Source organism: Congregibacter variabilis (assembly GCF_045689235.1).
Taxonomy (GTDB): Bacteria; Pseudomonadota; Gammaproteobacteria; order Pseudomonadales; family Halieaceae; genus Congregibacter; species Congregibacter variabilis.
The window spans coordinates 2,960,260-2,981,023 of the sequence record NZ_CP136864.1 but is presented as its reverse complement, the minus strand read 5'-3'; the positions used below and the strand labels follow the sequence as shown (position 1 = coordinate 2,981,023).

Genomic DNA, 20,764 nt, shown 5'->3' with positions numbered 1-20,764 from the left:
TTTACTACCGCGACTTATGCAATGAAAATTTAATATACGCCTGCTTGAACAGCGCTTGCAAACAGCTACATTTGTCCCTCAATAGGTAAGTGCGCAAAAAACCAGTCCTCCAGACGCTGCATATAGGATGCGGCTGGCTGCTCCAAAAGCGTTTGACCCTCAGACACCCACACGACTTGTCCACTATCATCCATCTGCAGACTCCAGGCATTGATCTGCAGCAAGTCCGGCTCAACGCTCTCGCGAATTTGTGCGTTGAGTGCTTCACTGCTCACCAGCAAACCCACCTCGGTGTTAATCCGCATCGATCGAGGATCAAGGTTGGCACTCCCAACAAACACACGATCATGATCAACCACCAGCACCTTGGCGTGGAGCGCCAGGGCTTTGTCGTCGGTAGGTGAACGCATGTATCGATCGCGATCCAGAGCATCGACTCGCACCTCGTGAAGTTCCGCTCCGTCGCTTAGGAGCTCATCGATGTGGTTTCTATAAGCACTGTGCGCGGTGATGTGATTATTAGACCGAATAGAGTTGGTAAGAATTCGGATGCGCACGCCGCGGCGCACAGCACGCTCCACCACCGCCTCCAGACCCGACGATGGAATTAAGTAAGCCGAGATAACAATCACCTCCTCTTTGGCGCTATCAAACACCTCGATGAGTTGCTGTGCCAACTGGATGGGAGCGCTGGCCTCAGCGTTAATGTCAGCCGGTGGGGGCACATCAACCAATAACAGAGGCTCTCCGGATACTGCACCATGCACAGCCGCCTCCCAGCGTGAAATCAGAGCGGCGCTGTCGGCTTCTGAATGCGCTAACGCACTTCTATCGTTGAGCAACACCGCTTGTGAGAGTTTCTGATAATCCGGCCCTAGTTTAGCTATCGTCTCAATAGGCACAGACCACAGGTCATTCCAGTAGTTATCAAAGACATCGCTGAGACTTTGCACAATAGAGCCACCTACCAGTAACTCCATATCGCGAAAGTTAGCTTGCTCATGAAGGCCAAAATACTCATCCGCGAGATTGCGACCGCCAACGATAGCCACCCGGCTGTCCACCAGCATGACTTTGTTGTGCATGCGGTGGTTCAACTTTTTGAAGTCACCAAGATTCATCGCCTCGCGGGTAACAAAGCTGTTGGTACGGCGCTGGTAGGGATTAAATACACGGTAAGAGATGTTGGGATGATCAGCTAGCGCAGTCAGCAGGTCGTCTTCACCCAGAAGAAAAGAATCATCCACTAGCAAGCGAACCCGCACACCACGGTCTGCCGCGCTCAGCAGGTGATTCATGATAGCGAGGCCAACCTGATCAAGTGACCAAAGAAAGGTTTGCAAATCGATGCTTTGCGTTGCCGAATCAATTGCCGTGAGCCGCCAATCCAAAGCCGCAGCACCGTCGTTTAGCAAAATATTCCAGTTATCACTGCGGATATTACTCAGCGCGCTCCATAGCGACGCAGTCGCCGGTGGACTCGCCACCTCATCCGGCGTGACTACCGGTGGCTGCGTTGAACAGGCACCGAGGCTCATCGCAAGAAAGGTTATGTGAAGGAAACGACTGACTGTACTAAAGCGTTTGTTCATAAAAATACGGACCTCACGGCACATACCAAATCGGCGAACTCCAGACCCTCTCTTGAATCGTCGCGGGCACATCCAGCAGTGGCTGACCGAAGCCCACTGCGTCGTAGGTCGTCCATCTCGGTGTTGGTATCTCCAAGGTCCGCGTGTAATAAAGCGCAGGTAGTGTCGGATCAAAGTCCGGATCGACCCAGCTTGCCATCAACTCCGCGGCACCGATGGAGTTCTCATAAGTGGCCGCTTCGACGTTGACGGTGTTTCCCACCGCTACAGTGCAGCGACCCTCTGCATTTATTGCTCGCCCGTCCGAAACCGCTACGTCGAAAATACGCTCCTGGGCATTTCCTTTCTCATCGACCCAACCTTTAATGATCTGGATGCGGTCGAGGTTCGCACCATGCGGATCCTTTAATGCCTGCACATAGAAACGAGGCGCTTCCTTAAGCGCACTCAGCGTCGACCCCATTGGCTGGCCATGGGTATAGCCATTTTCTAACATCACCAAAGGATCGCTAGATATATCGGGCAAGTCCGCGCCCCCAAAAAACCGCGGCTCGATCCGCGGACCGGAGCTCACAAAGGTCTCCCGGGCACGAAGTGCATCATAAATGGCGCCACGTGTATTTTCATTTGCATACACGCCGGTAATAGAACCCGGACTCGAATCCTTAGCCAAAATCCAGCCGGGGATGGCGTCATTTCGTCGGCGCTCTATGGTGCCGTCGGCAGCGCCGTGACTGCCCACGTAGTTGTCCTCAACCACGTCCGCAGGTGTGCCGTTATGGCTGTCAGTGCCACCAACAAAGCCCAGCTTGTAAGGATTTTCGGCGAGACGTTGCTGATAGCGCAATCCCTCGATTACCGCTGCTCGAACAAAGTTTTGCTTTTCGAAAGTTCGCTTATTGTAGGTTTCAACGCTATCGGCATTTTCAAAGTCTGCAAACTCATCTGCCGGCCAAAACTTTCGATGAACTTCTGAGTTGCCCTTTATCTGCATCATCTCGATCAATGGCTCAAAGTGACTGCGCGTGCGTGCATACTCGCTATCAATAGGGTTCCCATCGTTGTCCACAGGCTCAAACATAAAGCCCTTGCTGGCATTGGAGTTATGCGGGATCGCCATGAGGGACGAGCCTTGCCGCTCCTGCTCGCGCATCCAAAGCCACAGTTTCTCTTCATCAGGCGAGTCTATGGAAGAGAACGGCATACTCGGAGCCACTTCGTCCCTAAAAATGACATTACGATGCATGTTGCCGCCCTGGGTAACAGCAGACCACTCAAAGCCGATCAAAGTTGTGAAACTTCCCGGGGCATAGTGATCGTTCGCCGCCTCTATCATTAACTGCCACGCACTCTCTACAGCGCCATCCCCGGGGTAAAAGGTGGTGTGCTTAGGCACCCCACCTCGAGCATTAGCGACAACTTCACGAAGAAACCAGGCCTCTTGCTCGTCGTAGGAACTGAGAGCTCTGAGCTCCGCAAGCTTCGCGTTGTCATAACCGGGCGTTCCTTTGACCTGGGTTGCTTGCATCTCCCCGAGATACTCCGCGTGATCCGTCACCGCCGCAAAGTCCAATGGGCGTCCAATATTGTGGGCCCGCCCATTGACTGTCATGGACTCGCCTTTTGCAAAGCGATAGGCCATAGCCGGGGTCAGCCGAGTCCCTCCGATATAGGCGTCCAGCGAATACGAGGTGTGTAAATGGAGCTCGCCAAAATAGGCGTGTTTCAAGCCTACTGATGGAGCATCGGATTCAGCGAAAGTTTCGCCCACAGAAATCATTGGGAACAAGGCAGAGAAAAACATTGCCGCTTTGATATTCATTGTTGAGTCTCCAAAACGCCGCAGTACTTTTATTGTTGGGTGTTAACGGCAAAGGCATACCGAGCCTGGTCGTCTGTAGTGACCCTAATCGAGCAAACGATAACGCCGTCCTTGTAGTTCTGCTTCAACGCAGGCCCCGTCAATGATTGCGGGGCGCGCATGCGAGTCCCGAAGCCACCGCCCGACTCGTGCTGCGAGCCCACTGCTTCCGTCGTCTTCAACAGTCGCATCAACGCGCGATATATCACCGCGTGCTGAGACGCGAAAGTCTGCAGCGATGACCGCCTTCACAGCGATATCGGGGTCGAGGAGCGACAACCATAACTCCGGATCCTCAGGGAGTTCGGCAGGCTGAGACATCTGCTCGCGCAGCGACACACCGTCCTCATCAGCAGCTAAGTCCCACGCCAGTGCATAGCTATCACAAGCCTGACCCCATTTGGCATTCCATTGCTGCCAGTTCCCCAGGCGAAAATACAACATAGCGCGTACGGCGTCGGGCTGATCAAGCGCCGACTCCAAAAGACCTTCGAGTAATTTTCGGCCTTTGCCGTAGGTCAGCATCTGACTGCGCTGCATAAAGTCCACGGCAGGGCTCGTCGCATCTCCCGAAATTCCTGACATGAGCACAAAATCAGTCCCTAGCAGCAGATAAAGGTTACGCAGATGACTCAGCGTAAGGGACTCACGCACGGCATAGTTCAGCTCATCGCGCTCCAACTGCGCCTCGAGCATATGCTCATTGTCCTTGAAGGCTTCAAAGAAGAGATTCATTTCACCGCGAGAGCGTGGATCAATAAAAATAGACCGCGCACGGGCGAAATACGCCAGACTGTCGCTGGTTGCAGCTGCGTCAAGCTCGCCCTGCCCCATGTCATGAATTCGAAACACCGAGCGCATACTTTGCTGCGCTGAATCAAAATCCCCGATGGCCTGATAGCTATCTGCCAGGGCTTTTAAGTACGGGATCTGAGCAGGGGTCATAAGACCATCGTTCACTCTGACAATCTGCAGAGCTTTGCGATACGCATCCAAAGCAGCCGGGTGGTTGCACTGCGAGGAATACAGCTTTCCAAGCTCGCCTATGGGGTCGGATAAACCGGGGTTGTACGCTCCCGCCTCAAGTACCGCAGTATCGAGTTCATCCTGTAAGCGATTTGCCTCTTCACGCATGAGTTGCCGATCGCCCTCACAAGGCCTGGCAGCCGGCGAGAATTTTTCAGATATCAAGACATACTTACGGCCAAAGTACTCTGGCAAATGGGCCTGCGCCGAAAAGGTCACAAACAACAGCAGTGACAGTAACGGCCACAATACCCGGCGTCGATTTTCAGACAAATTTGCCTTCTCTTTGGTGTAAGCTTTAAGACAACAATTTTGCATCAGGCTCTTGGCTATACGCCCCACCCGCAAGGGGGTGATCAGTAACAAAGTAGAGCTTACAGCCTCAGGGAGAGATTCTCGATGGATATCAGAAAAACTCAGGGCCGCGGCCGTCTCTACGACGACATTTTGGAAACAATCGGAGACACCCCCTGTATTCGCATCAACCGAATAGCGCCTAAACACGTCAGCATGTACGTCAAGGCCGAGGCCTTTAATCCCGGAGGCTCCGTAAAAGATCGTCTGGCCTTGAATATTATCGAGGCGGCGGAGCGTGAGGGGCGACTTAAACCCGGCCAAACTGTTGTAGAAGCCACTTCTGGAAACACGGGTATCGGGCTAGCCATGGTGTGCGCTGCCAAAGGCTACCCTCTGGTGATAACCATGGCCGACAGCTTCTCGGTGGAGCGGCGAAAGCTCATGCGTTTTCTCGGCGCAAAGGTTGTGCTGACTCCCAAGGAACACAAGGGGCTTGGTATGTATAACAAAGCGAAAGAACTGGCCGAGGCTAATGGTTGGTTCTTTGCAAGGCAATTCGAGACCCGTGATAACCCGGATATCCACGAAAACACCACGGGGCAGGAAATCGTCGCGGATTTTGAGGGCCAAAGGCTGGACTACTGGGTAACGGGCTACGGCACTGGTGGTACCGTTACCGGCGTTGCCCGCGTGCTCCGAGAACAGCGCCCGGAAGTTAAGATCATCCTTACCGAACCGGCGAACGCCGCCATCGTGGCCTCAGGGCACGCGCAAGAGCGCGATGAGCAGGGATCCCCAACGGTGAGTCACCCGGCTTTCGAGCCCCATCCGATTCAAGGCTGGACGCCAGATTTTATCCCTCTGGTGCTTCAGGAAACGCTGGACAAAGGTTTCTACGATGAACTGCTACCTGTGGTGGGCGCTGACGGCATGGCCTGGTCACGACGACTCGCGGCAGAAGAAGGCATTTTTACCGGAGTATCTGGAGGCTCTACGCTCGCCATTGCCATGCAAGTCGCCGAAACTGCGCCCGAAGGTTCGGTTATTCTGGTCATGCTGCCGGACACCGGGGAACGCTATCTCTCCACGCCCCTGTTCGATGGCGTTGCAGAGACAATGACCGACGAAGAAATCACATTGTCTAAATCAACCCCGGGATACCAGGTCAGCTAAGGGCCGCCAATATGCACAACACTTTTCTGGCAGTCATCATCGCCCTGGGGTTGATCACCGGCGGCGCCTTTATTGGTAACGGTCTGGAACGTTTTCGGATGGCCGATCGAAGCATCGTGATTAAAGGATTGGCCGAACAGAGCGTGGACAGCGACTACGTCACTTGGCCCCTCACCGTACGCCGGGCCGGCGACAGCTTTTTATCGGTACAAAAGTCTCTCGCAACTGATCGGGACAAACTGGTTGAGTTCCTTCATGGACTTGGCTTTACCAGCTCAGAAATGGAAATACGCCCCCTGTTTGTCACCGACGCCTATTCGCGGGAGTACGCGTCGTCAAACAGCCCCACTCGCTATAGCGGGTCTGCACTGGTTATTGTTAATAGTGCGCGTGTAGCAGCAGTGGCAGCGGCAGCACTGGCCACCGACCCACTTATCGCAGCGGGAGTGCAGCTGGATCTGGGCACAGGTCCCAGCTACGCGCTGCGGGCATTTAACGACGCCAAAGCGCCCTTGCTTAAAGCAGCCACTGAAAACGCCCGGGCGCAGGCCATCAAGTTTGCCAATGAATCTGGTGCCAGCCTGGGCGGCCTTAAAAGTGCCAATCAGGGCATCATTCAAATCAGCGGAACCAGCGGCAACCCCTACGACAGCGCATCCAGCCGAGAAAAACGTCTCAGGGTGGTGAGTACCTTTGAGTATTATCTTCAATGACCGCTCAGGCCAACACTGCTGTATTGCTGGCCATCGACCACAATCTTGCTGTTCATGATGTTGTAAATTATAGCGATTCGGTAATCGGCGTATCGAGAGAGGCCTTACTCGCCAGCCCCGGTGAATTCCAAGCCAGCCTGCATCCAGAGGATCAGGCACTGCTAAGCAACTTCGTTTATCAAGGGTACCGCGGCGAGGCGATGCGGCAAAACTTTCGCATGCGCGATGCCGGGGGAAAATATAGAGTCCTTGTGGCCACTGTCAGTGCTGCTTCTACGAATCCTGACATCAAACAGCGGCAAGCCGTAGTTCTGGAGATTCAGGATGCTCGGCGTAAGCCATCGTTGCTGCAAAACGAAATGCAGCAGGACGAAATGCAGACCATGATGCGCACGATCATGGAATCTACAGATGACTACATATTTTTCAAAGACACCCATCACATACTTCTGGCAGGCAGCCAAAGCATGGTGGCGCTGTGTCCCGGTATCAATCATTGGACTGAATTTGCAAACAAGTCCGACTATGACCTTTTTGCCGAAGATTCCGCCGATCTTTATTACGCTCTGGAGACAAAGGTCTATAGCACTCTTCGCATGGCAAAGGAGTTGCAACCCTACTTGCACAAAGATGGTAGAAAAGGCTGGGTGGATAATCGCAAGTACCCGATTTTAAATGAGCAAAGAGCACTCGTAGGGCTGTATGGCGTTGCTCGTGATGTAAGTGTAGAAATTGACCTTCTGCAGCGTAAATCACTGTCGGCCAGCGTCTTTGAAAGCGCCGCCGAAAGCATTGTCATACTCGATGCCAGTCGCAACATCATAGACGTCAATCAAGCCTTCGAAAGATCAACCGCCCTTCACAAAACTGACATCATGGGTCGCTCTCTACAGTCGATTCGGCGCGAACTGGGAGATAGCTGCGATTTTGATGGGCTTTGGCGCGCTGTGATGGAAGATGGATTCTACGAAGGCGAAGTCAGGCACAGCAATTTCGATGGGACACAATACGCGGAGCAGTGTCGTATCAATGCGGTAATTGATGAAGAAGGAAGCATCCATCACTACGTTTGCCTGTATTCCGATATCACGGCGTTAAAACATCACGAAAAAGAACTGCAGAAGATTGCCAACTTTGACCCACTCACTGGATTGGTCAATCGGCATTTGTTTGAAGATAGATTGGAGCAGTCCTTAGCAAACTGCGAGCGTTCGGGACAGCATCTTGCTCTTGCCTACATCGATATTGACAGCTTTAAAAGTATCAACGATGCCTACGGCCACGCCACGGGCGATGGTTTTCTCATCGGCATCGCCGAAAACATGCAACTTGCACTGCGAGAGACAGATACTCTTGCACGTATTGGCGGGGACGAATTTATCGCCCTGGTGACCAACCTGGATGATCTTGAGGACCTAAATCCCGTCAGCCAACGCCTTCTGGAGGCCGCCGCACAGTCGGTGAATGTCGATGGTCGCGAAATAGCAGGCTCTGCAAGCATCGGCATCGCGCGCTATCCCCTGGATGGTGAAGATTCCGGCATGCTGATTCGCTGCGCGGATCAAGCGATGTATGAAGCAAAACAACAGGGCAAACGGAGGCTCCATGTCTTCGATCGGGGCCTGCTGCGCGTGTCAGAAACCCGGGGCAACGTTGAAGCCGCGCTTGCCCGCGGTGAGTTTGAAATTTTTTATCAACCCAAAATCAATCTTATCTCCGGTGAGATAGTGGGAGCTGAAGCCCTCTCGCGATGGAATCACCCCCAAAGGGGGCTACTTCAACCTGCGGAATTCCTGCCACTGATTGATCGAGAGAACTTACATCTGGAGTTTGGTGACTGGGTTATCACCGAAGCTATAAAGCAGATCGATTTGGAGCTGCAATCAAAGGTATGTTTGCCTATAAGCGTTAACATTGCTGGTGTTCACCTGCGGCAAAACAACTTTATCGACTCTATTGTTGCGAAGATGCAGTCATCTGAAAAAACCGCAGGACAGCTTCTCGAAATCGAAATTCTTGAGACCAGTGCTCTTGATGACGTCAATGCAGTCGCCAAGATCATCACCATGGCTAATACATTTGGTATCCGGTTTTCTTTGGACGATTTTGGTACTGGGTTTTCCTCACTCACACACCTGCGTCGATTGCCCGTAAGCACGGTCAAAATTGACACTAGCTTTGTGCGCGACATGCTTGAAAGCGAAGAAGACGCGGCTATCGTCTCTTCTATCATAAGTCTCTGCCTGGGCCTTGGTCGCAACGTAGTTGCCGAGGGCGTTAGCAGCGTTGCCCATGCTAGAGCTCTGGTCAATATGCAGTGCATCTATGGCCAGGGATTTGGTATCGCACGCCCCATGTGCGCTCAGGAGTTCAATCAATGGATAGTCGACTGGGAAAAAACCAACATCTGGCGCGCACTCATGTCCTCAGACGATTCACAGCCAGGGTAGGTACTGCAGCGGTCATCTCCTGATGACTAGGCAAAGTCACTAAAGTCGTGCTTTGACAGCGGAAGTTCACGAACCCGCACCCCCGTGGCATCAAACACTGCGTTCACCAGCGCCGGCGCAATACCCGGTGTGCCGGGTTCACCCGCGCCGCCCCAGGCTTCACCACTGTTAATGATATGCGTCTCGATCACCGGAGAGTCCTGAATTCGACCCATGGGGTAATCGTGAAAGTTGCTTTGCTTCACCGCACCATTCTCAATGGTAATCTCACCATAAAGCGCCGCCGTAAGGCCGTAACTCACACCCGACTCCATCTGCGCCGTAAGGCCATCAGGTGACACAGCAAAGCCCGCATCGACCGCAACCACCACCCGATCCACGCTCACCTTGCCGTCGCGTATGCTGACATCCACAACCTGGGCAACTAAAGACCCGAAGGACTCCTGAAAAGAGATGCCTCGCCCCTTACCTTGAGGCAGATCCTCTCCCCAGCCTGCGCGCTCTGCGGCAGTTCGCAACACCGTCTGATGTCGTGGCTTATCCGCGAGCAAAGACATGCGATATTCGTAAGGGTCCTTGCCGGCGGCAACCGCGACCTCATCAAAGAAGGCCTCAGTGAAAAACCCGTGCTGCGAGTGATCAACGCTCCGCCAGGCGCCAAAAGGCACGTGCGTGGGACTTTTCACAGAATGAATCTTTTGAGCACCCACGGCATAGGGAATAGTAGGAGCTTCTACAGGCTCATGCTTCTCGTGATAGACATTCTCCCAACCGGTAATCTGTCCCTGATCATCCAGTGCAACCCTGAACCGCGAAGCAACTGCGGGACGATAGTGATCGTGGCGAACGTCCTCTTCCCGGGACCAGATCAACTTCACGGGCTCTCCCACAGCCCTAGCGATTTTAGCGGCCTGTATTGCAGAGTCCGACATGGAGCGGCGACCAAAACCGCCCCCCATGTAATGCTGATGTATCTGCACCTTTTCAACATCCATGTCCATGGCATCGGCAACTTCATATCGAAAACCCAAAGGATTCTGAGTGCCGATCCAAACCTGGCAGGTCTCATCAGTAACCAAAGCCGTGGCATTCATAGGCTCCATACACGCATGGGCAAGAAAAGGCACTCGATAGGTGACATCCAGCGTGGCAGCTGCGCTGGCCAAAGCCGCTGGCACGTCGCCCTCATCCACATCAGCCTTGCTGCGGCCGCCATCTATGGCCTCAGCCAGACTTTGATCAAACTGCCTGAAAAGAGACTCGCTACTGCTTGCATCGTTGTCAGTTGCTGACCAACGTGGCTTGAGCGTCTTGAGAGCCTGGCTGGCATGCCAGTAACCGTCAGCCACCACTGCCACGGCATCATCCAGAGACACAATTTGCTTGACGCCGACCATAGCCTGGGCCTCCGTGCTGTCCACAGACACCAACTGGGCGCCAAACACCGGCGCGGCAAGAATCGCCGCATACTTCATACCCTCTACCTGGGCGTCGATACCGAAAACGGCGCTGCCGTCTACTTTCGCGGGAATGTCCAGACGCGGCGTGCTCTTGCCCATAATCCGGAATTGATCAGGCGTTTTGAGCGTAGGCGTCGCCGACGGCGCCGTCGTCGATGCGGCCAGTGCGAACTGGGCAAAGGGTGCGCGCTTACCACTCTTGCGGTCAATAATATGCGTGTCTTTGGCATCCAGCTGCGACACGGGGACGCCCCAGGTATCACTCGCTGCCTGAAGCAGTAGCTCTCGCGCCGCTGCGCCGGCAACGCGAACTCCGGACACGCCAGTGGCGCGTATAGACGTGCTACCGCCCGTGATCTGCATCTTCATGGCCTTGGCGACCTGCAACATAGCTCCGTCAATGGTAGGCACCAAAGCCGCCGGGATGTCGGCATCTCCTAAAAGAAAGCCCTTACCCAGAGCCCAGTTAGCATACTCATCGATTGCCGGAGCTTCCATGTACTCCATGTCTTCCCAGTTCGCATCCAATTCATCAGCAAGCATCTGGGTCAAAGCCGTATGTGCGCCCTGCCCCATCTCACTATGCGCCGCGATGAGGGTGACTTTGTTGGAGGGGTCAATCTTGACCCACATACTCACCAGCACTTCGCCACCGCGGGTAACCTGCCCGGCAACTTTTGGCGCCCGATGGCCCGGCCTGATTGCGACCCCTACGGCCAGGGCACCACCGGCCAGTACACCGGTGGTTATAAATGCACGCCTGGTCCACTTACCCATGGTCAGCACCCTCCAGATCTGTGGCCACCGCTGGATCAAAGGTCTGAACCACCGAAGCGCTTTGCGCTGCCGCAAGCTTCACTGCGCTTCGAATGCGCGGGTACATACCACAGCGACAGACGACGCCAGACATCGCGGCATCAATAGCCGCATCGTCAGGGTTGGGATTACTGTCCAAAAGGGCTGCAGCACTCATTAGCTGGCCCGACTGACAATAGCCACACTGAGGAACCTGCTTTTCTATCCATGCTTCCTGCAGAGGATGTAAACCCTTTCCGGGAGCCAGATCGGCCAAGCCTTCGATAGTTGTGACTTCGCCGCCTTGGGCGGCCGCGACCGGGGTTACGCAGCTGCGAATCGCCCTACCATTGAGATGCACCGTGCAGGAACCACATTGGGCAATGCCACAGCCAAACTTGGTGCCGGTCATGGCTAGATTCTCTCGAATAGCCCACAGCAAGGGCATCTGTGGATCGACGTCCAGCTCCCGTTGCAGGCCATTCACGCTCAGACTGATCATTGTGCGCCTCTCTTCCTGCCCATGGGTCAGGGTTTTATCTTAGTTGGTATTTTGGATGCTCTCTTAATATAGACGCATTTTCACGGCGCCTCACTGCCTGGCGCTGGCCGCAAAGTACTCCTTTAGCATTTGTAAGGCGCGCCTGGGGGTCTCTATGACCCTCGCGTTGGCAAGCCCGCTGGGGATATTTCCACCGGGCTCCAAATGAAATTCCCATAGCAAAGCCGTGCCGTCACCGTCAGGAACAAGCTCCCATAAGCCGGTCGCAGCCCGAACACGCACCGCATCTTTTGAGTCCGGCAAGGTGTCGGGGGCCACACCCACGACAATTCGAATGCCTTTGGCGCTGCGCTGAAGCTCCTGTGTATAAATAGCGTCGCGGTCCTTTACGGGCCAGGGAGCATCTGTACGAACATAGTTGGCCCAACGATCGCCGTCCAACTCCAGTCGCCGAGCTTCGAGGGTATCGGGAAACCAATCGGGATAACTTGCCACATCCTGGAGTCGCGCCAGCACTTCCTCAGGCTCGGCCGGGATTCTGGCCTGAGCACGAAAGGCCTTGTAGTCAGAGCCTGCTACATTTCGGGTATCCACCCGAACTCCGGACTCGTCGAACTGCGTCTCCCATTCGCTGGACGCCGCAAAGCCAGCCCAGAAAACCGTAAATAATACGGCGGCCATGCGACCGCTAAAGATAGCAACCCTCTTCATCGCTTTAGATCGGCCGCGCTATGACGTTCCAGCACCTGATCTTCCTCAGGACCCCAGGCTCGATTCACACAGCGTCCGCGAACCACTCCGGGGCGCTCAAAAATCTCTTCGGACCAGCGCAATACGTGCTTGTAGGAACTTACATCCAGAAACTCAGCCGCCTCATAGAGCTTACCCATTACCAGCGCCCCGTACCAAGGGAAGGTCGCGATATCAGCGATGGTGTACTCATCACCACAAAGGAACCTGCGGTCTGCAAGATTGCGGTCCAATACATCCAATTGACGCTTCACCTCCATGGCGTAGCGATTGATCGGGTACTCGAATTTTTCTGGTGCGTAGGCGTAAAAGTGGCCAAAACCTCCACCAAGAAACGGTGCACTGCCCATCTGCCACATCAGCCAGGAGTAACACTCACCTCGGGATGCGAGATCCTTCGGCAGGAAGGCATCAAACTTCTCGGCCAGATACAGCAACATTGCGCCGCTCTCAAACAACCTTACCGGGGTATCACCGCTGCGATCGACCATTGCCGGGATTTTGGAGTTGGGGTTAATGTCGACAAAGCCGCTACCAAACTGAGCGCCATCTTGAATGTTGATGAGCCAGGCGTCGTACTCCGCCTCCGAAATGCCCAGGTGCAGTAGCTCCTCGAACATCACCGTGACTTTCACGCCGTTGGGAGTAGCCAATGAGTACAGCTGAAAAGGGTGCTCACCTACGGGCAGCTCTTTATCGTGAGTCGCACCAGCTATGGGTCGATTGATGCTGGCAAACTTGCCACCGCTTTCTGTATCCCAAGTCCATACCTTGGGTGGTTCGTACTGTGCATCGCTCATAGCGTAGAAATTCCTTTTAGGAGTAGTCGTTCTTGAAACGGGTCCAGGCACCGCGGCCGAAAGCGTCATACGCTACCATCGTTTGATGCATTTTTCGCCGGGCATTCACATCAATCATCGAGTCTGGCAGGAGCGGGTCAGCGTTGACCTGACGAATCACCGCCTCACCCAATAAAAACGTCTCTCGCGCCAGTGTGTCGTGATTCTGAGCGGCGCCTCTCTGCATGCTTTCTTGCATGGCTCTGGTCAGTGCTCGATACCGTGATTCGAGATTATTTCGAGGCCAGAGTTCCTCAAGAGGTAAGGATTCACCAAGAAGAGCGTCCACCCGAAGGACTATAGCGTCGCTCTCGAGCCCCAACATCAGCAGGCGCGATCGAGTCTCGGCCGGTGTTTCCAAGTAATTGGCCGGCCTGCACCAAAGACCGGGAGACAGCACCGCAAAGCCGACCAGTGTCAGCGCGCGCTCTCTGGCTGTTACAGCCGTCTTGTCGCGACGACCCAAATGCGCCGTGTGAACCACCAACCATCGTCCGTCCCAGGGCCCAATGCGCTGTTCAGCCGATATCCAACGCCGCGCGGTCTCACTCAGCACTTTGCCCCGCGCACCGATGACGTAGCGCCCCCGCGCGACGCTTTTCAAAAAACCGCCCTTTACCAATCGCCCTAAAGCCACGCGCATGGCAGCCGGTTCGATATCAAAGAGCCGTCCCCACTGCGCATACTCCCGGGCGCTAATCTCCCGAAGGTCAGTGGAGCTCAACAAAGAGAGCACCAAGCGCTTGGGGGTGGGCGACGCATAGCTCATTTGATTGGGCATAGGCAGAGCTTAACATCCAATATATAACAGCCAATACCGCATAGTATATTTTTGTGTTACTTTGGCGTTGCAGCGAAAATATAAAGAGGTATCCCATGAAAGCAGCAGACTATCTCAGTCGGCAAGAGATACAGAGCTATACCCGTCGCAGCGACTTGATTGGCGCGTGGCTGGTGCTCAAAAACTGGTTGAGTATTACCTCGATTTTTGCCGTGGTTGCGCTGTGGACGAACCCTCTCACCGTGATTCTCGCGATTCTTTTACTGGGCGGACGCCAGTTGGGCCTGTCGATACTCATGCACGAGGCCGGACACAAGACACTCTTTAAAACCCAGAAGCTCAATGAAACTCTCGGCCAGTGGCTGTGCGCGTATCCCGTACTTGGCGACTGCGAGGCCTACGGCGCCTCCCATCGTGAACACCACCGGCTTGCCGGCACCGATCAGGATCCCGATCTACCGAATTATCGAAAATACCCTATTGCTGCGGACAGCTTCCGGCGCAAGCTCCTGCGTGACATCAGCGGACAGACGGGCTTTAAGCAGCTTGCGGGCTTGCTCAGCGGGGCTGGGAATCGAATCATGATGCGCAGCGGAGAAGGCGGCAGTGTTCTTAGACAAGGCCTCATTGCGAATGCCGCATTACTGAGCATCCTGTGGTTGAGTGGCGCCGCGTGGCTCTATCTTCTGTGGGTGGTGGCCTATCTGACGAGTTATCCTCTGGTGGCACGAATTAGACAGGTTGCCGAACATGGCAACGTCCCGGCGCTTTACGAACTCGACCCTAGAGGCAACACACGCACAACTCGGGCAAACTGGCTGGAGCGCTTGGTCCTCTGCCCCAACAAGGTCAACTTTCACATCGAGCATCATCTACTGCCCAGCGTGCCGCTGTGGCAACTCAAATCCCTGCACGAAACACTGAGGAAGCGAGGGTTTTACGCAGATCACCCTTCTGCTGTTGCCGATGGATACTGGAGCGTCATCAAGCGGGTCGTCCCGGACTTCGATCGCAGTGCCGCTGCCCCAGCCTGAGACTAAAAACCGCTAAATTCGACCGGGTATCCCGCCGTGTAATCAATTCTTCGCTTTTCCTTCTTCTTTTCTATACTAAATAGGCATCAAAACAATAAGAAGGAGTTTGCAATATGCTGTTTGACTACATGCTCTACCCTCCGCTCTTGGGCGCCGCAGGACTCGTCACTGCGTTTATCATCTATCACATTATGATCCGTCATAATCACGGCGACGGAACCGTCAAGAAAATTGGCGATCAGATTCACCTCGGTGCCATGGTGTTCATGCGCCGCGAGTACCAAATGCTCGCCATGTTCGCTGCGGTACTACTGCTGGGCATATTCGTATCACCTCTGGGAACCGATACAGCTATCGCCTTCACCGCCGGTGCCCTGTCTTCAGCCACTGCGGGGTTTCTTGGCATGTTCGCCGCCACCAAAGCCAATGTCCGCACGGCAGTCGCGGCCCATAATCATGGACAGGCCCAGGCCTTAACCATTGCCTTTTACGGTGGCTCCATCATGGGACTTTGCGTCGCCTCCCTGGGCCTGATCGGTCTTGGCAGCCTGTACTACTACTTTGGCGGAGACCCGGAGACTGCCCATGCCATCCATGGCTTTGGTATGGGCGCCTCGGTCGTAGCACTGTTCTCTCGTGTCGGCGGCGGCATCTTCACCAAGAGTGCAGACGTTGGAGCGGACCTGGTGGGCAAGATCGAAGCGGGCATTCCTGAGGATGACCCTCGCAACCCAGGCGTCATAGCTGACAACGTGGGCGATAACGTCGGTGATATTGCCGGCATGGGGTCCGATATTTTTGAATCCTACTGCGGCGCCATGATCGCCTGCATCGCCATTGCATCCACGATGGCCATCGACAAGCAGGCCGAGATGATGTTTCTACCTCTGGCCCTGGCGAGTATCGGATTGCTCGCTTCGATGCTGGGCATTGTGGTGGTGCGAGTACGCGCCAGCGCATCCCCGGAGGCGGCGCTGCGCACCGGCACACTGCTGGCACCCGCCGTGTTCGCCGGCATCGCCTGGTTGATGATGGAAAAAATGGGCCTGGACATGAATATATGGTGGTCCGTAGTAGCCGGCGCGGTAGGTGGCGTACTCATCGGATTGATTACCGAGTACTACACGGGCTCCCATCCAGTGCGCAAAATCGCCAAAGCGGGAGAAACCGGACCTGCCACAGTAATGATCAGTGGCCTGGCTATCGGTATGGAATCCGTGGTCTTACCGGTGCTGTTTTTAGCCGCAATCATCTGGGTGTCCACGGAGCTTTCGGGCTTGTACGGCGTGGGTATTGCTGCGGTGGGGATGCTCTCCACCGTGGGTATTACCATGGCCATTGATGCCTATGGACCCGTTGCGGACAACGCTGGAGGCATTGCGGAAATGGCCGGTATGGGCGAGGAAACCCGACGCATCACCGATGGCCTTGATGAGGTAGGTAACACCACCGCCGCCATTGGCAAGGGTTTTGCCATCGGAGCTGCGGCCCTGGCGGCTCTGGCGATTATCGCGGCCTTTGTGCAAACGGTGCAGGTAAACAACCCGGGCTTTTCTTTGGAACTTTCCGATCCCACCGTTTTAGTCGGCCTGTTCATCGGAGGCACCATCCCCTTTCTTATCGCATCGATCACCATGACTGCGGTGGGCGATGCTGCCTTCGATATGATTAACGAGATCCGCCGGCAGTTTCACGAGATCCCGGGCTTGCTCGAGGGCACGGCAGAGCCTGACACTGCCCGCTGTGTGGATATTGCTACCACCGCCGCGCTGCGGCGAATGATTCTTCCCGGAGCTATTGCGGTATCTGCACCTGTGGTCGTTGGCATGGGGCTGGGAGCTGCGTCATTAGGTGGCATGCTGGGAGGAGCGCTGCTAGGCTGCGTGCTCATGGCACTGATGATGGCTAACGCCGGAGGCGCCTGGGACAATGCCAAGAAATATGTTGAGAAAGGTAATCACGGCGGTAAAGGTTCGCCCACGCACTCAGCCTGTGTAGTCGGTGACACGGTGGGAGATCCGTTTAAGGATACCTCCGGTCCAGCCATGAATATCCTGATCAATGTGATGGCAATTGTCAGCTTGGTAATAGCTCCGTTGTTGTAGCGAGTGTTATAGCGGTTGGTTCAAGCAATCGCTGGGGCAACGGTCGTCGCAGCAATTGCTTTTAAAAAACTTGTAGAAGGAACCACGCCGCCATGATTGAAGCTGATCTCGCTATTACCGGCGGCGAACTGCTTTGTATGACCGAGCAAAGCACAGGTGAAATGGAAACGGTGCCCACAGGCACCGTTCTCATATCTGGCAACCGTATTATTGCCTTGGGCACTGAATCTCAGTTAGGCCCCTATAGCGCCATCAAAACGATCGACGCCACGGACCAGGTGGTCATGCCCGGCTTCAGCAATTGCCACACGCATATTGGCTCCAACGTATTACTGCGCGGGCTCAACGAGGACGCCAAACTCTTTGAGTGGTTGCAAAGTATGTGGCGACTCAAACAAAACTTTGACCATGAGACACTTCGTCTAGCCAGTCTCGCGGGGCTTGCAGAGATGGCGCTGGCGGGTATTACCAGTTTTAACGAGCACTTCGACGCCTACTCGGTAACGCCAGAAATCAACGCCCTGAAGACCATTCCCCTGCGTGCCACGCTGGGTTACGGTTTTGCTGATATCGGCTTGTACGGCGATCTTGCCGACTGGTCTTACCAAGCACTCGATGACTTTGGTGACATTGTGAGCAATCATCACAATACGCTCGACGGTCGCCTGCGCGTCGCCCTGTCACCCCACGCCACCTACTCCTGCACCGAAAAACTCTGGCGCCGTTGCGCTGAAGTTGCCACCGAGCATGGGCTCAGCATTCACACACATTTGTCAGAAGGTCAGCAGGAGCATCAGTTCGTCGCCGACAATCACGGCATGACACCTACGGGCTGGCTACACAGCCTTGGGCTGCTAACTCCCGGGCTTACTGCAGCGCACTGCACCACACTTACCGACGATGATATTGCTCTTATGGCCGAGCATGAGGTTAAAGTCGCGCACTGCCCCATCAGTAACGCAAAGCTTTGCTCAGGGATCATGCCCATACGCAAACTCATGGCCGCCGGCGTTACCGTGGGCCTTGCGACCGACGGACCGGCCAGTCACAACACCCTGGATATGTTTCAGGAAATGAAATTCGGTGCCATTACGCATAAAAATCATCACCTCGATCCAGAATTGTTAACGGTCAGCGATATGCTCGAAATGGGAACTCGCGAAGCGGCTCGGGCGATGCATCTGAACGAGGCCGGCACTTTGGCAACCGGGCAGCTTGCGGACCTCATCGTCGTCGATTTAAACAACGCTCATTGCGCCCCGCGCTATGACTCTCAGGCGGCGCTGGTGTATTCAAGCCGCGCAGACGACGTCGTGCATACGATTGTTGACGGTAAGCTAGTAGTAGAGAACGGTGTGCTTCAGGGGCTGGATCTGGCGAATATGCTGGCAGAGCTTCGTGATCGCGCTGCATCTTTGCGTCAGCGAAGTGGTGCCTGAGGATGCAAGATTCACACAGTACGCATCCGGTTGACGAATGGTTGCCCCTGCGATGGGCAGTACCTCTGGGGTTTCAGCAGCTCTTGGCCGCCTACGCGAGCATCATCATTGCACCCCTGGTTCTGGCCAGCGCATTGGGCTGGCCCCAGGAACAAACGACCTTTTTACTCGCCTCTGGTTTGTTCGGCAGCGGCGTAGCTACGCTCATTCAATGCCTGGGCATTCCCGGGCTACCCATCGGCACGCGTTTACCTGTGGTTCAGGGTACGACTGTCGCGGTCATTCCTCCCCTTATCGCCATTGGCGCCAACGGCGATCTCACGGCGATGTTTGGCGGCACTATTGTTGGAGGTATTGTGTGCCTGCTTCTTGCCGGCTCCTGGAGCAAGCTTCTGCGTTTTTTCCCGCCGCTGGTGACTGGAACAGTAATCACCGTGATTGGTGTCAGCCTCATGCCCGTTGCGGTGATGTGGTTAAGCGGTGGCCGCGGCTTTGGCGCACAAGATACAAGCATTCAGGAAATTAGCTTGGGCCTGGGCACGCTTCTGCTGGTTTTGATTGTCATGCGTTTTGGCCATGATTTTCTGGCTCGTACCTCCATACTTGTGGGGCTCATAGCCGGGGGCGTTGCCGGCGCGGCCATGGGCATGTCGGACTTTAGCGGCGTATCGACAGCCAGCTGGGTCAGCATTCCTTTGCCTTTTGCCTTTGGCCCGCCCACCTTTACCATAGCGGCCTGCGCCGCCATGACAGTCACCATGCTGGTTACCATGGTGGAGTCCACGGGCGATTATCTGGCGATTGGCGAGGTCTGCGAACAAAAGGTGGATGAAAAACGACTCGCCGCAGGTCTGCGTGGCGAAGGTTTAGGCACCATCATCGGCGGGCTTTTTAACGCCTTCCCGTTTACGACCTTCTCTCAGAATATTGGCGTTATTCGCGTATCCGGCGTACGCAGCCGTTACGTCATTGCGGTTACCGGGGTCATGCTCATCGGACTCAGTCTCGCGCCTAAAGCTGCCGCGCTGGTAGCCAATATCCCCACCCCGGTACTCGGCGGCTGCGGTTTGGTGCTGTTTGGCTCTATTGCCGCTACGGGCATTCAGACCCTGCGACGCGTTGACTTTGAAAACACCGGAAACGTACTAACGGTAGGTATCAGCCTAAGCGCTGCAATGCTGGTTGTGGCTAATCCAATCTATTTTTCGGCCTTGCCAAAAGCTATAGCCGACATACTTAATAACCCCATCACTTTAGGAGCAGTAAGTGCGGTGACCTTGAACCTCCTTTTTAACGGTTCAGGTAAGGCTGAATAATCTCAAAAAGTGCCGGGCGCTGTTCGGCGACCTCCTGAGCACTCAGTCCCTCTAGCGAATGCGGATATTTTAGCCACTGATCCGTTTCATGAAGGTAATAATCCGGCACTCTATCGGTCACGTTACGGCTTGGCTTGAAGTAGGGAACGGCCACTCGAATATCCTTAGGCGTGTTCAGGCGCGCTTTTTCTTCGATGTATCGAATCACCGCATCAATGGTGCTACCGGTATCAAACACATCATCGACAATGAGCAAGCTGTCCTCGTGCCGCAGCTTCTTGATCAGATAGTTCATTCCGTGAATACGGATTTCTGAGGATCGATCGTCAATGTCTGGCTTATAAAGCGAGGTGCGGATTGCGATGTGGTCAGTCTCAATACCGCTATAAGCCAGAATCTCCTGCACTGCGACGCCCACCGGTGCCCCGCCGCGCCAGATCGCGATCATCATGGTAGGACGAAAACCGCTGGCAACCACATTCGCACCCAAACGAAATGAATCCTCAAGAAGTTCCTGGGCGCTTAGATACACTTTTTCAGACATAGTCGGTCTCTCGATCTGCTCTTTAATCAATGTAATGCATCGATTCAGCATAGAACACATTGCCTAACCGCTGGGCATTGGTATAGG

The 20,764-nt window shown here is 54.8% G+C and carries 16 protein-coding genes; 7 read left to right on the top strand and 9 right to left on the bottom strand.

What is annotated here, in order from left to right:
* Positions 1-65: 65 nt before the first annotated feature.
* The 3 genes from R0135_RS13285 to R0135_RS13275 form a co-directional block, all read right to left on the bottom strand.
* Positions 66-1,592 (bottom strand): phospholipase D family protein, encoded by a 1,527-nt coding sequence (locus R0135_RS13285; protein WP_407347344.1) that lies wholly within the window; start codon positions 1,590-1,592, stop codon positions 66-68.
* Positions 1,593-1,605: 13 nt separating this feature from the next.
* Positions 1,606-3,414, bottom strand: coding sequence for a DUF3604 domain-containing protein (locus tag R0135_RS13280; protein ID WP_407347343.1), 1,809 nt, complete (start codon positions 3,412-3,414; stop codon positions 1,606-1,608).
* Between the two features lie 84 nt (positions 3,415-3,498).
* Positions 3,499-4,752: a tetratricopeptide repeat protein gene (locus tag R0135_RS13275; protein WP_407347342.1), complete on the bottom strand. Its 1,254-nt coding sequence runs from the start codon at positions 4,750-4,752 to the stop codon at positions 3,499-3,501.
* A 126-nt stretch (positions 4,753-4,878) separates the two neighbouring features.
* Here R0135_RS13275 and cysK point away from each other — a divergent pair, with 126 nt between their 5' ends.
* From cysK to R0135_RS13260, 3 genes are read left to right on the top strand one after another with little or no spacing between them, the layout of a single operon-like run.
* A complete protein-coding gene (cysK, locus tag R0135_RS13270) occupies positions 4,879-5,949 on the top strand; it encodes a cysteine synthase A (RefSeq protein WP_407347341.1) in 1,071 nt (356 codons plus the stop codon).
* 11 nt (positions 5,950-5,960) lie between these two features.
* On the top strand, positions 5,961-6,662 hold the full coding sequence (locus R0135_RS13265) for an SIMPL domain-containing protein (RefSeq protein ID WP_407347340.1): 702 nt from the start codon (positions 5,961-5,963) through the stop codon (positions 6,660-6,662).
* The gene (locus R0135_RS13260) at positions 6,659-9,112 is read left to right on the top strand and encodes an EAL domain-containing protein (protein ID WP_407347339.1); all 2,454 of its coding nucleotides are present in this window, start codon (positions 6,659-6,661) and stop codon (positions 9,110-9,112) included. The genes R0135_RS13265 and R0135_RS13260 overlap by 4 nt, the downstream gene beginning before the upstream one ends.
* A 26-nt stretch (positions 9,113-9,138) precedes the next feature.
* Here R0135_RS13260 and R0135_RS13255 read toward each other — a convergent pair whose 3' ends face one another.
* The 5 genes from R0135_RS13255 to R0135_RS13235 form a co-directional block, all read right to left on the bottom strand.
* A complete protein-coding gene (locus tag R0135_RS13255) occupies positions 9,139-11,349 on the bottom strand; it encodes a molybdopterin cofactor-binding domain-containing protein (RefSeq protein ID WP_407347338.1) in 2,211 nt (736 codons plus the stop codon).
* The gene (locus R0135_RS13250) at positions 11,342-11,869 is read right to left on the bottom strand and encodes a (2Fe-2S)-binding protein (protein WP_407347337.1); all 528 of its coding nucleotides are present in this window, start codon (positions 11,867-11,869) and stop codon (positions 11,342-11,344) included. The genes R0135_RS13255 and R0135_RS13250 overlap by 8 nt, the downstream gene beginning before the upstream one ends.
* Positions 11,870-11,959: 90 nt before the next feature.
* Complete coding sequence (locus R0135_RS13245) at positions 11,960-12,550, bottom strand: SRPBCC family protein (protein WP_407347336.1); 591 nt, start codon at positions 12,548-12,550, stop codon at positions 11,960-11,962.
* Positions 12,551-12,576: 26 nt separating this feature from the next.
* Positions 12,577-13,419, bottom strand: a complete 843-nt coding sequence (gene yghU, locus R0135_RS13240) for a glutathione-dependent disulfide-bond oxidoreductase (protein WP_407347335.1) — start codon at positions 13,417-13,419, stop codon at positions 12,577-12,579.
* 16 nt (positions 13,420-13,435) lie between these two features.
* Complete coding sequence (locus tag R0135_RS13235; protein ID WP_407347334.1) at positions 13,436-14,239, bottom strand: PaaX; 804 nt, start codon at positions 14,237-14,239, stop codon at positions 13,436-13,438.
* A gap of 95 nt (positions 14,240-14,334) precedes the next feature.
* On the opposite strand from R0135_RS13235, the gene R0135_RS13230 reads away from it, so the two are divergent.
* The 4 genes from R0135_RS13230 (at position 14,335) to R0135_RS13215 (ending at position 20,133) form a co-directional block, all read left to right on the top strand.
* Positions 14,335-15,273, top strand: coding sequence for a fatty acid desaturase family protein (locus R0135_RS13230; protein WP_407347333.1), 939 nt, complete (start codon positions 14,335-14,337; stop codon positions 15,271-15,273).
* Positions 15,274-15,386: 113 nt separating this feature from the next.
* Positions 15,387-17,378: a sodium-translocating pyrophosphatase gene (locus tag R0135_RS13225; protein WP_407347332.1), complete on the top strand. Its 1,992-nt coding sequence runs from the start codon at positions 15,387-15,389 to the stop codon at positions 17,376-17,378.
* 92 nt (positions 17,379-17,470) lie between these two features.
* Positions 17,471-18,817 carry an amidohydrolase family protein gene (locus R0135_RS13220; RefSeq protein WP_407347331.1) on the top strand — a complete coding sequence of 449 codons (1,347 nt, stop codon included), beginning with the start codon at positions 17,471-17,473 and terminating at the stop codon, positions 18,815-18,817.
* A 2-nt stretch (positions 18,818-18,819) separates the two neighbouring features.
* On the top strand, positions 18,820-20,133 hold the full coding sequence (locus R0135_RS13215) for a nucleobase:cation symporter-2 family protein (protein ID WP_407347330.1): 1,314 nt from the start codon (positions 18,820-18,822) through the stop codon (positions 20,131-20,133).
* Here R0135_RS13215 and R0135_RS13210 read toward each other — a convergent pair.
* Positions 20,108-20,677, bottom strand: coding sequence for a phosphoribosyltransferase (locus R0135_RS13210; protein ID WP_407347329.1), 570 nt, complete (start codon positions 20,675-20,677; stop codon positions 20,108-20,110). The two genes, R0135_RS13215 and R0135_RS13210, sit on opposite strands and share 26 nt — an antisense overlap.
* Positions 20,678-20,764: the final 87 nt, after the last annotated feature.

What these genes read in the sequence shown, in the direction of transcription:
- R0135_RS13285 (WP_407347344.1), bottom strand. Translation starts at nt 1,592, where the DNA reads ATGAACAAACGCTTTAGTACAGTCAGTCGTTTCCTTCACATAACCTTT.
- R0135_RS13280 (WP_407347343.1), bottom strand. Translation starts at nt 3,414, where the DNA reads ATGAATATCAAAGCGGCAATGTTTTTCTCTGCCTTGTTCCCAATGATT.
- cysK (WP_407347341.1), top strand. Translation starts at nt 4,879, where the DNA reads ATGGATATCAGAAAAACTCAGGGCCGCGGCCGTCTCTACGACGACATT.
- R0135_RS13265 (WP_407347340.1), top strand. Translation starts at nt 5,961, where the DNA reads ATGCACAACACTTTTCTGGCAGTCATCATCGCCCTGGGGTTGATCACC.
- R0135_RS13260 (WP_407347339.1), top strand. Translation starts at nt 6,659, where the DNA reads ATGACCGCTCAGGCCAACACTGCTGTATTGCTGGCCATCGACCACAAT.
- R0135_RS13255 (WP_407347338.1), bottom strand. Translation starts at nt 11,349, where the DNA reads ATGGGTAAGTGGACCAGGCGTGCATTTATAACCACCGGTGTACTGGCC.
- R0135_RS13250 (WP_407347337.1), bottom strand. Translation starts at nt 11,869, where the DNA reads ATGATCAGTCTGAGCGTGAATGGCCTGCAACGGGAGCTGGACGTCGAT.
- R0135_RS13245 (WP_407347336.1), bottom strand. Translation starts at nt 12,550, where the DNA reads ATGGCCGCCGTATTATTTACGGTTTTCTGGGCTGGCTTTGCGGCGTCC.
- yghU (WP_407347335.1), bottom strand. Translation starts at nt 13,419, where the DNA reads ATGAGCGATGCACAGTACGAACCACCCAAGGTATGGACTTGGGATACA.
- R0135_RS13235 (WP_407347334.1), bottom strand. Translation starts at nt 14,239, where the DNA reads ATGCCCAATCAAATGAGCTATGCGTCGCCCACCCCCAAGCGCTTGGTG.
- R0135_RS13230 (WP_407347333.1), top strand. Translation starts at nt 14,335, where the DNA reads ATGAAAGCAGCAGACTATCTCAGTCGGCAAGAGATACAGAGCTATACC.
- R0135_RS13225 (WP_407347332.1), top strand. Translation starts at nt 15,387, where the DNA reads ATGCTGTTTGACTACATGCTCTACCCTCCGCTCTTGGGCGCCGCAGGA.
- R0135_RS13220 (WP_407347331.1), top strand. Translation starts at nt 17,471, where the DNA reads ATGATTGAAGCTGATCTCGCTATTACCGGCGGCGAACTGCTTTGTATG.
- R0135_RS13215 (WP_407347330.1), top strand. Translation starts at nt 18,820, where the DNA reads ATGCAAGATTCACACAGTACGCATCCGGTTGACGAATGGTTGCCCCTG.
- R0135_RS13210 (WP_407347329.1), bottom strand. Translation starts at nt 20,677, where the DNA reads ATGTCTGAAAAAGTGTATCTAAGCGCCCAGGAACTTCTTGAGGATTCA.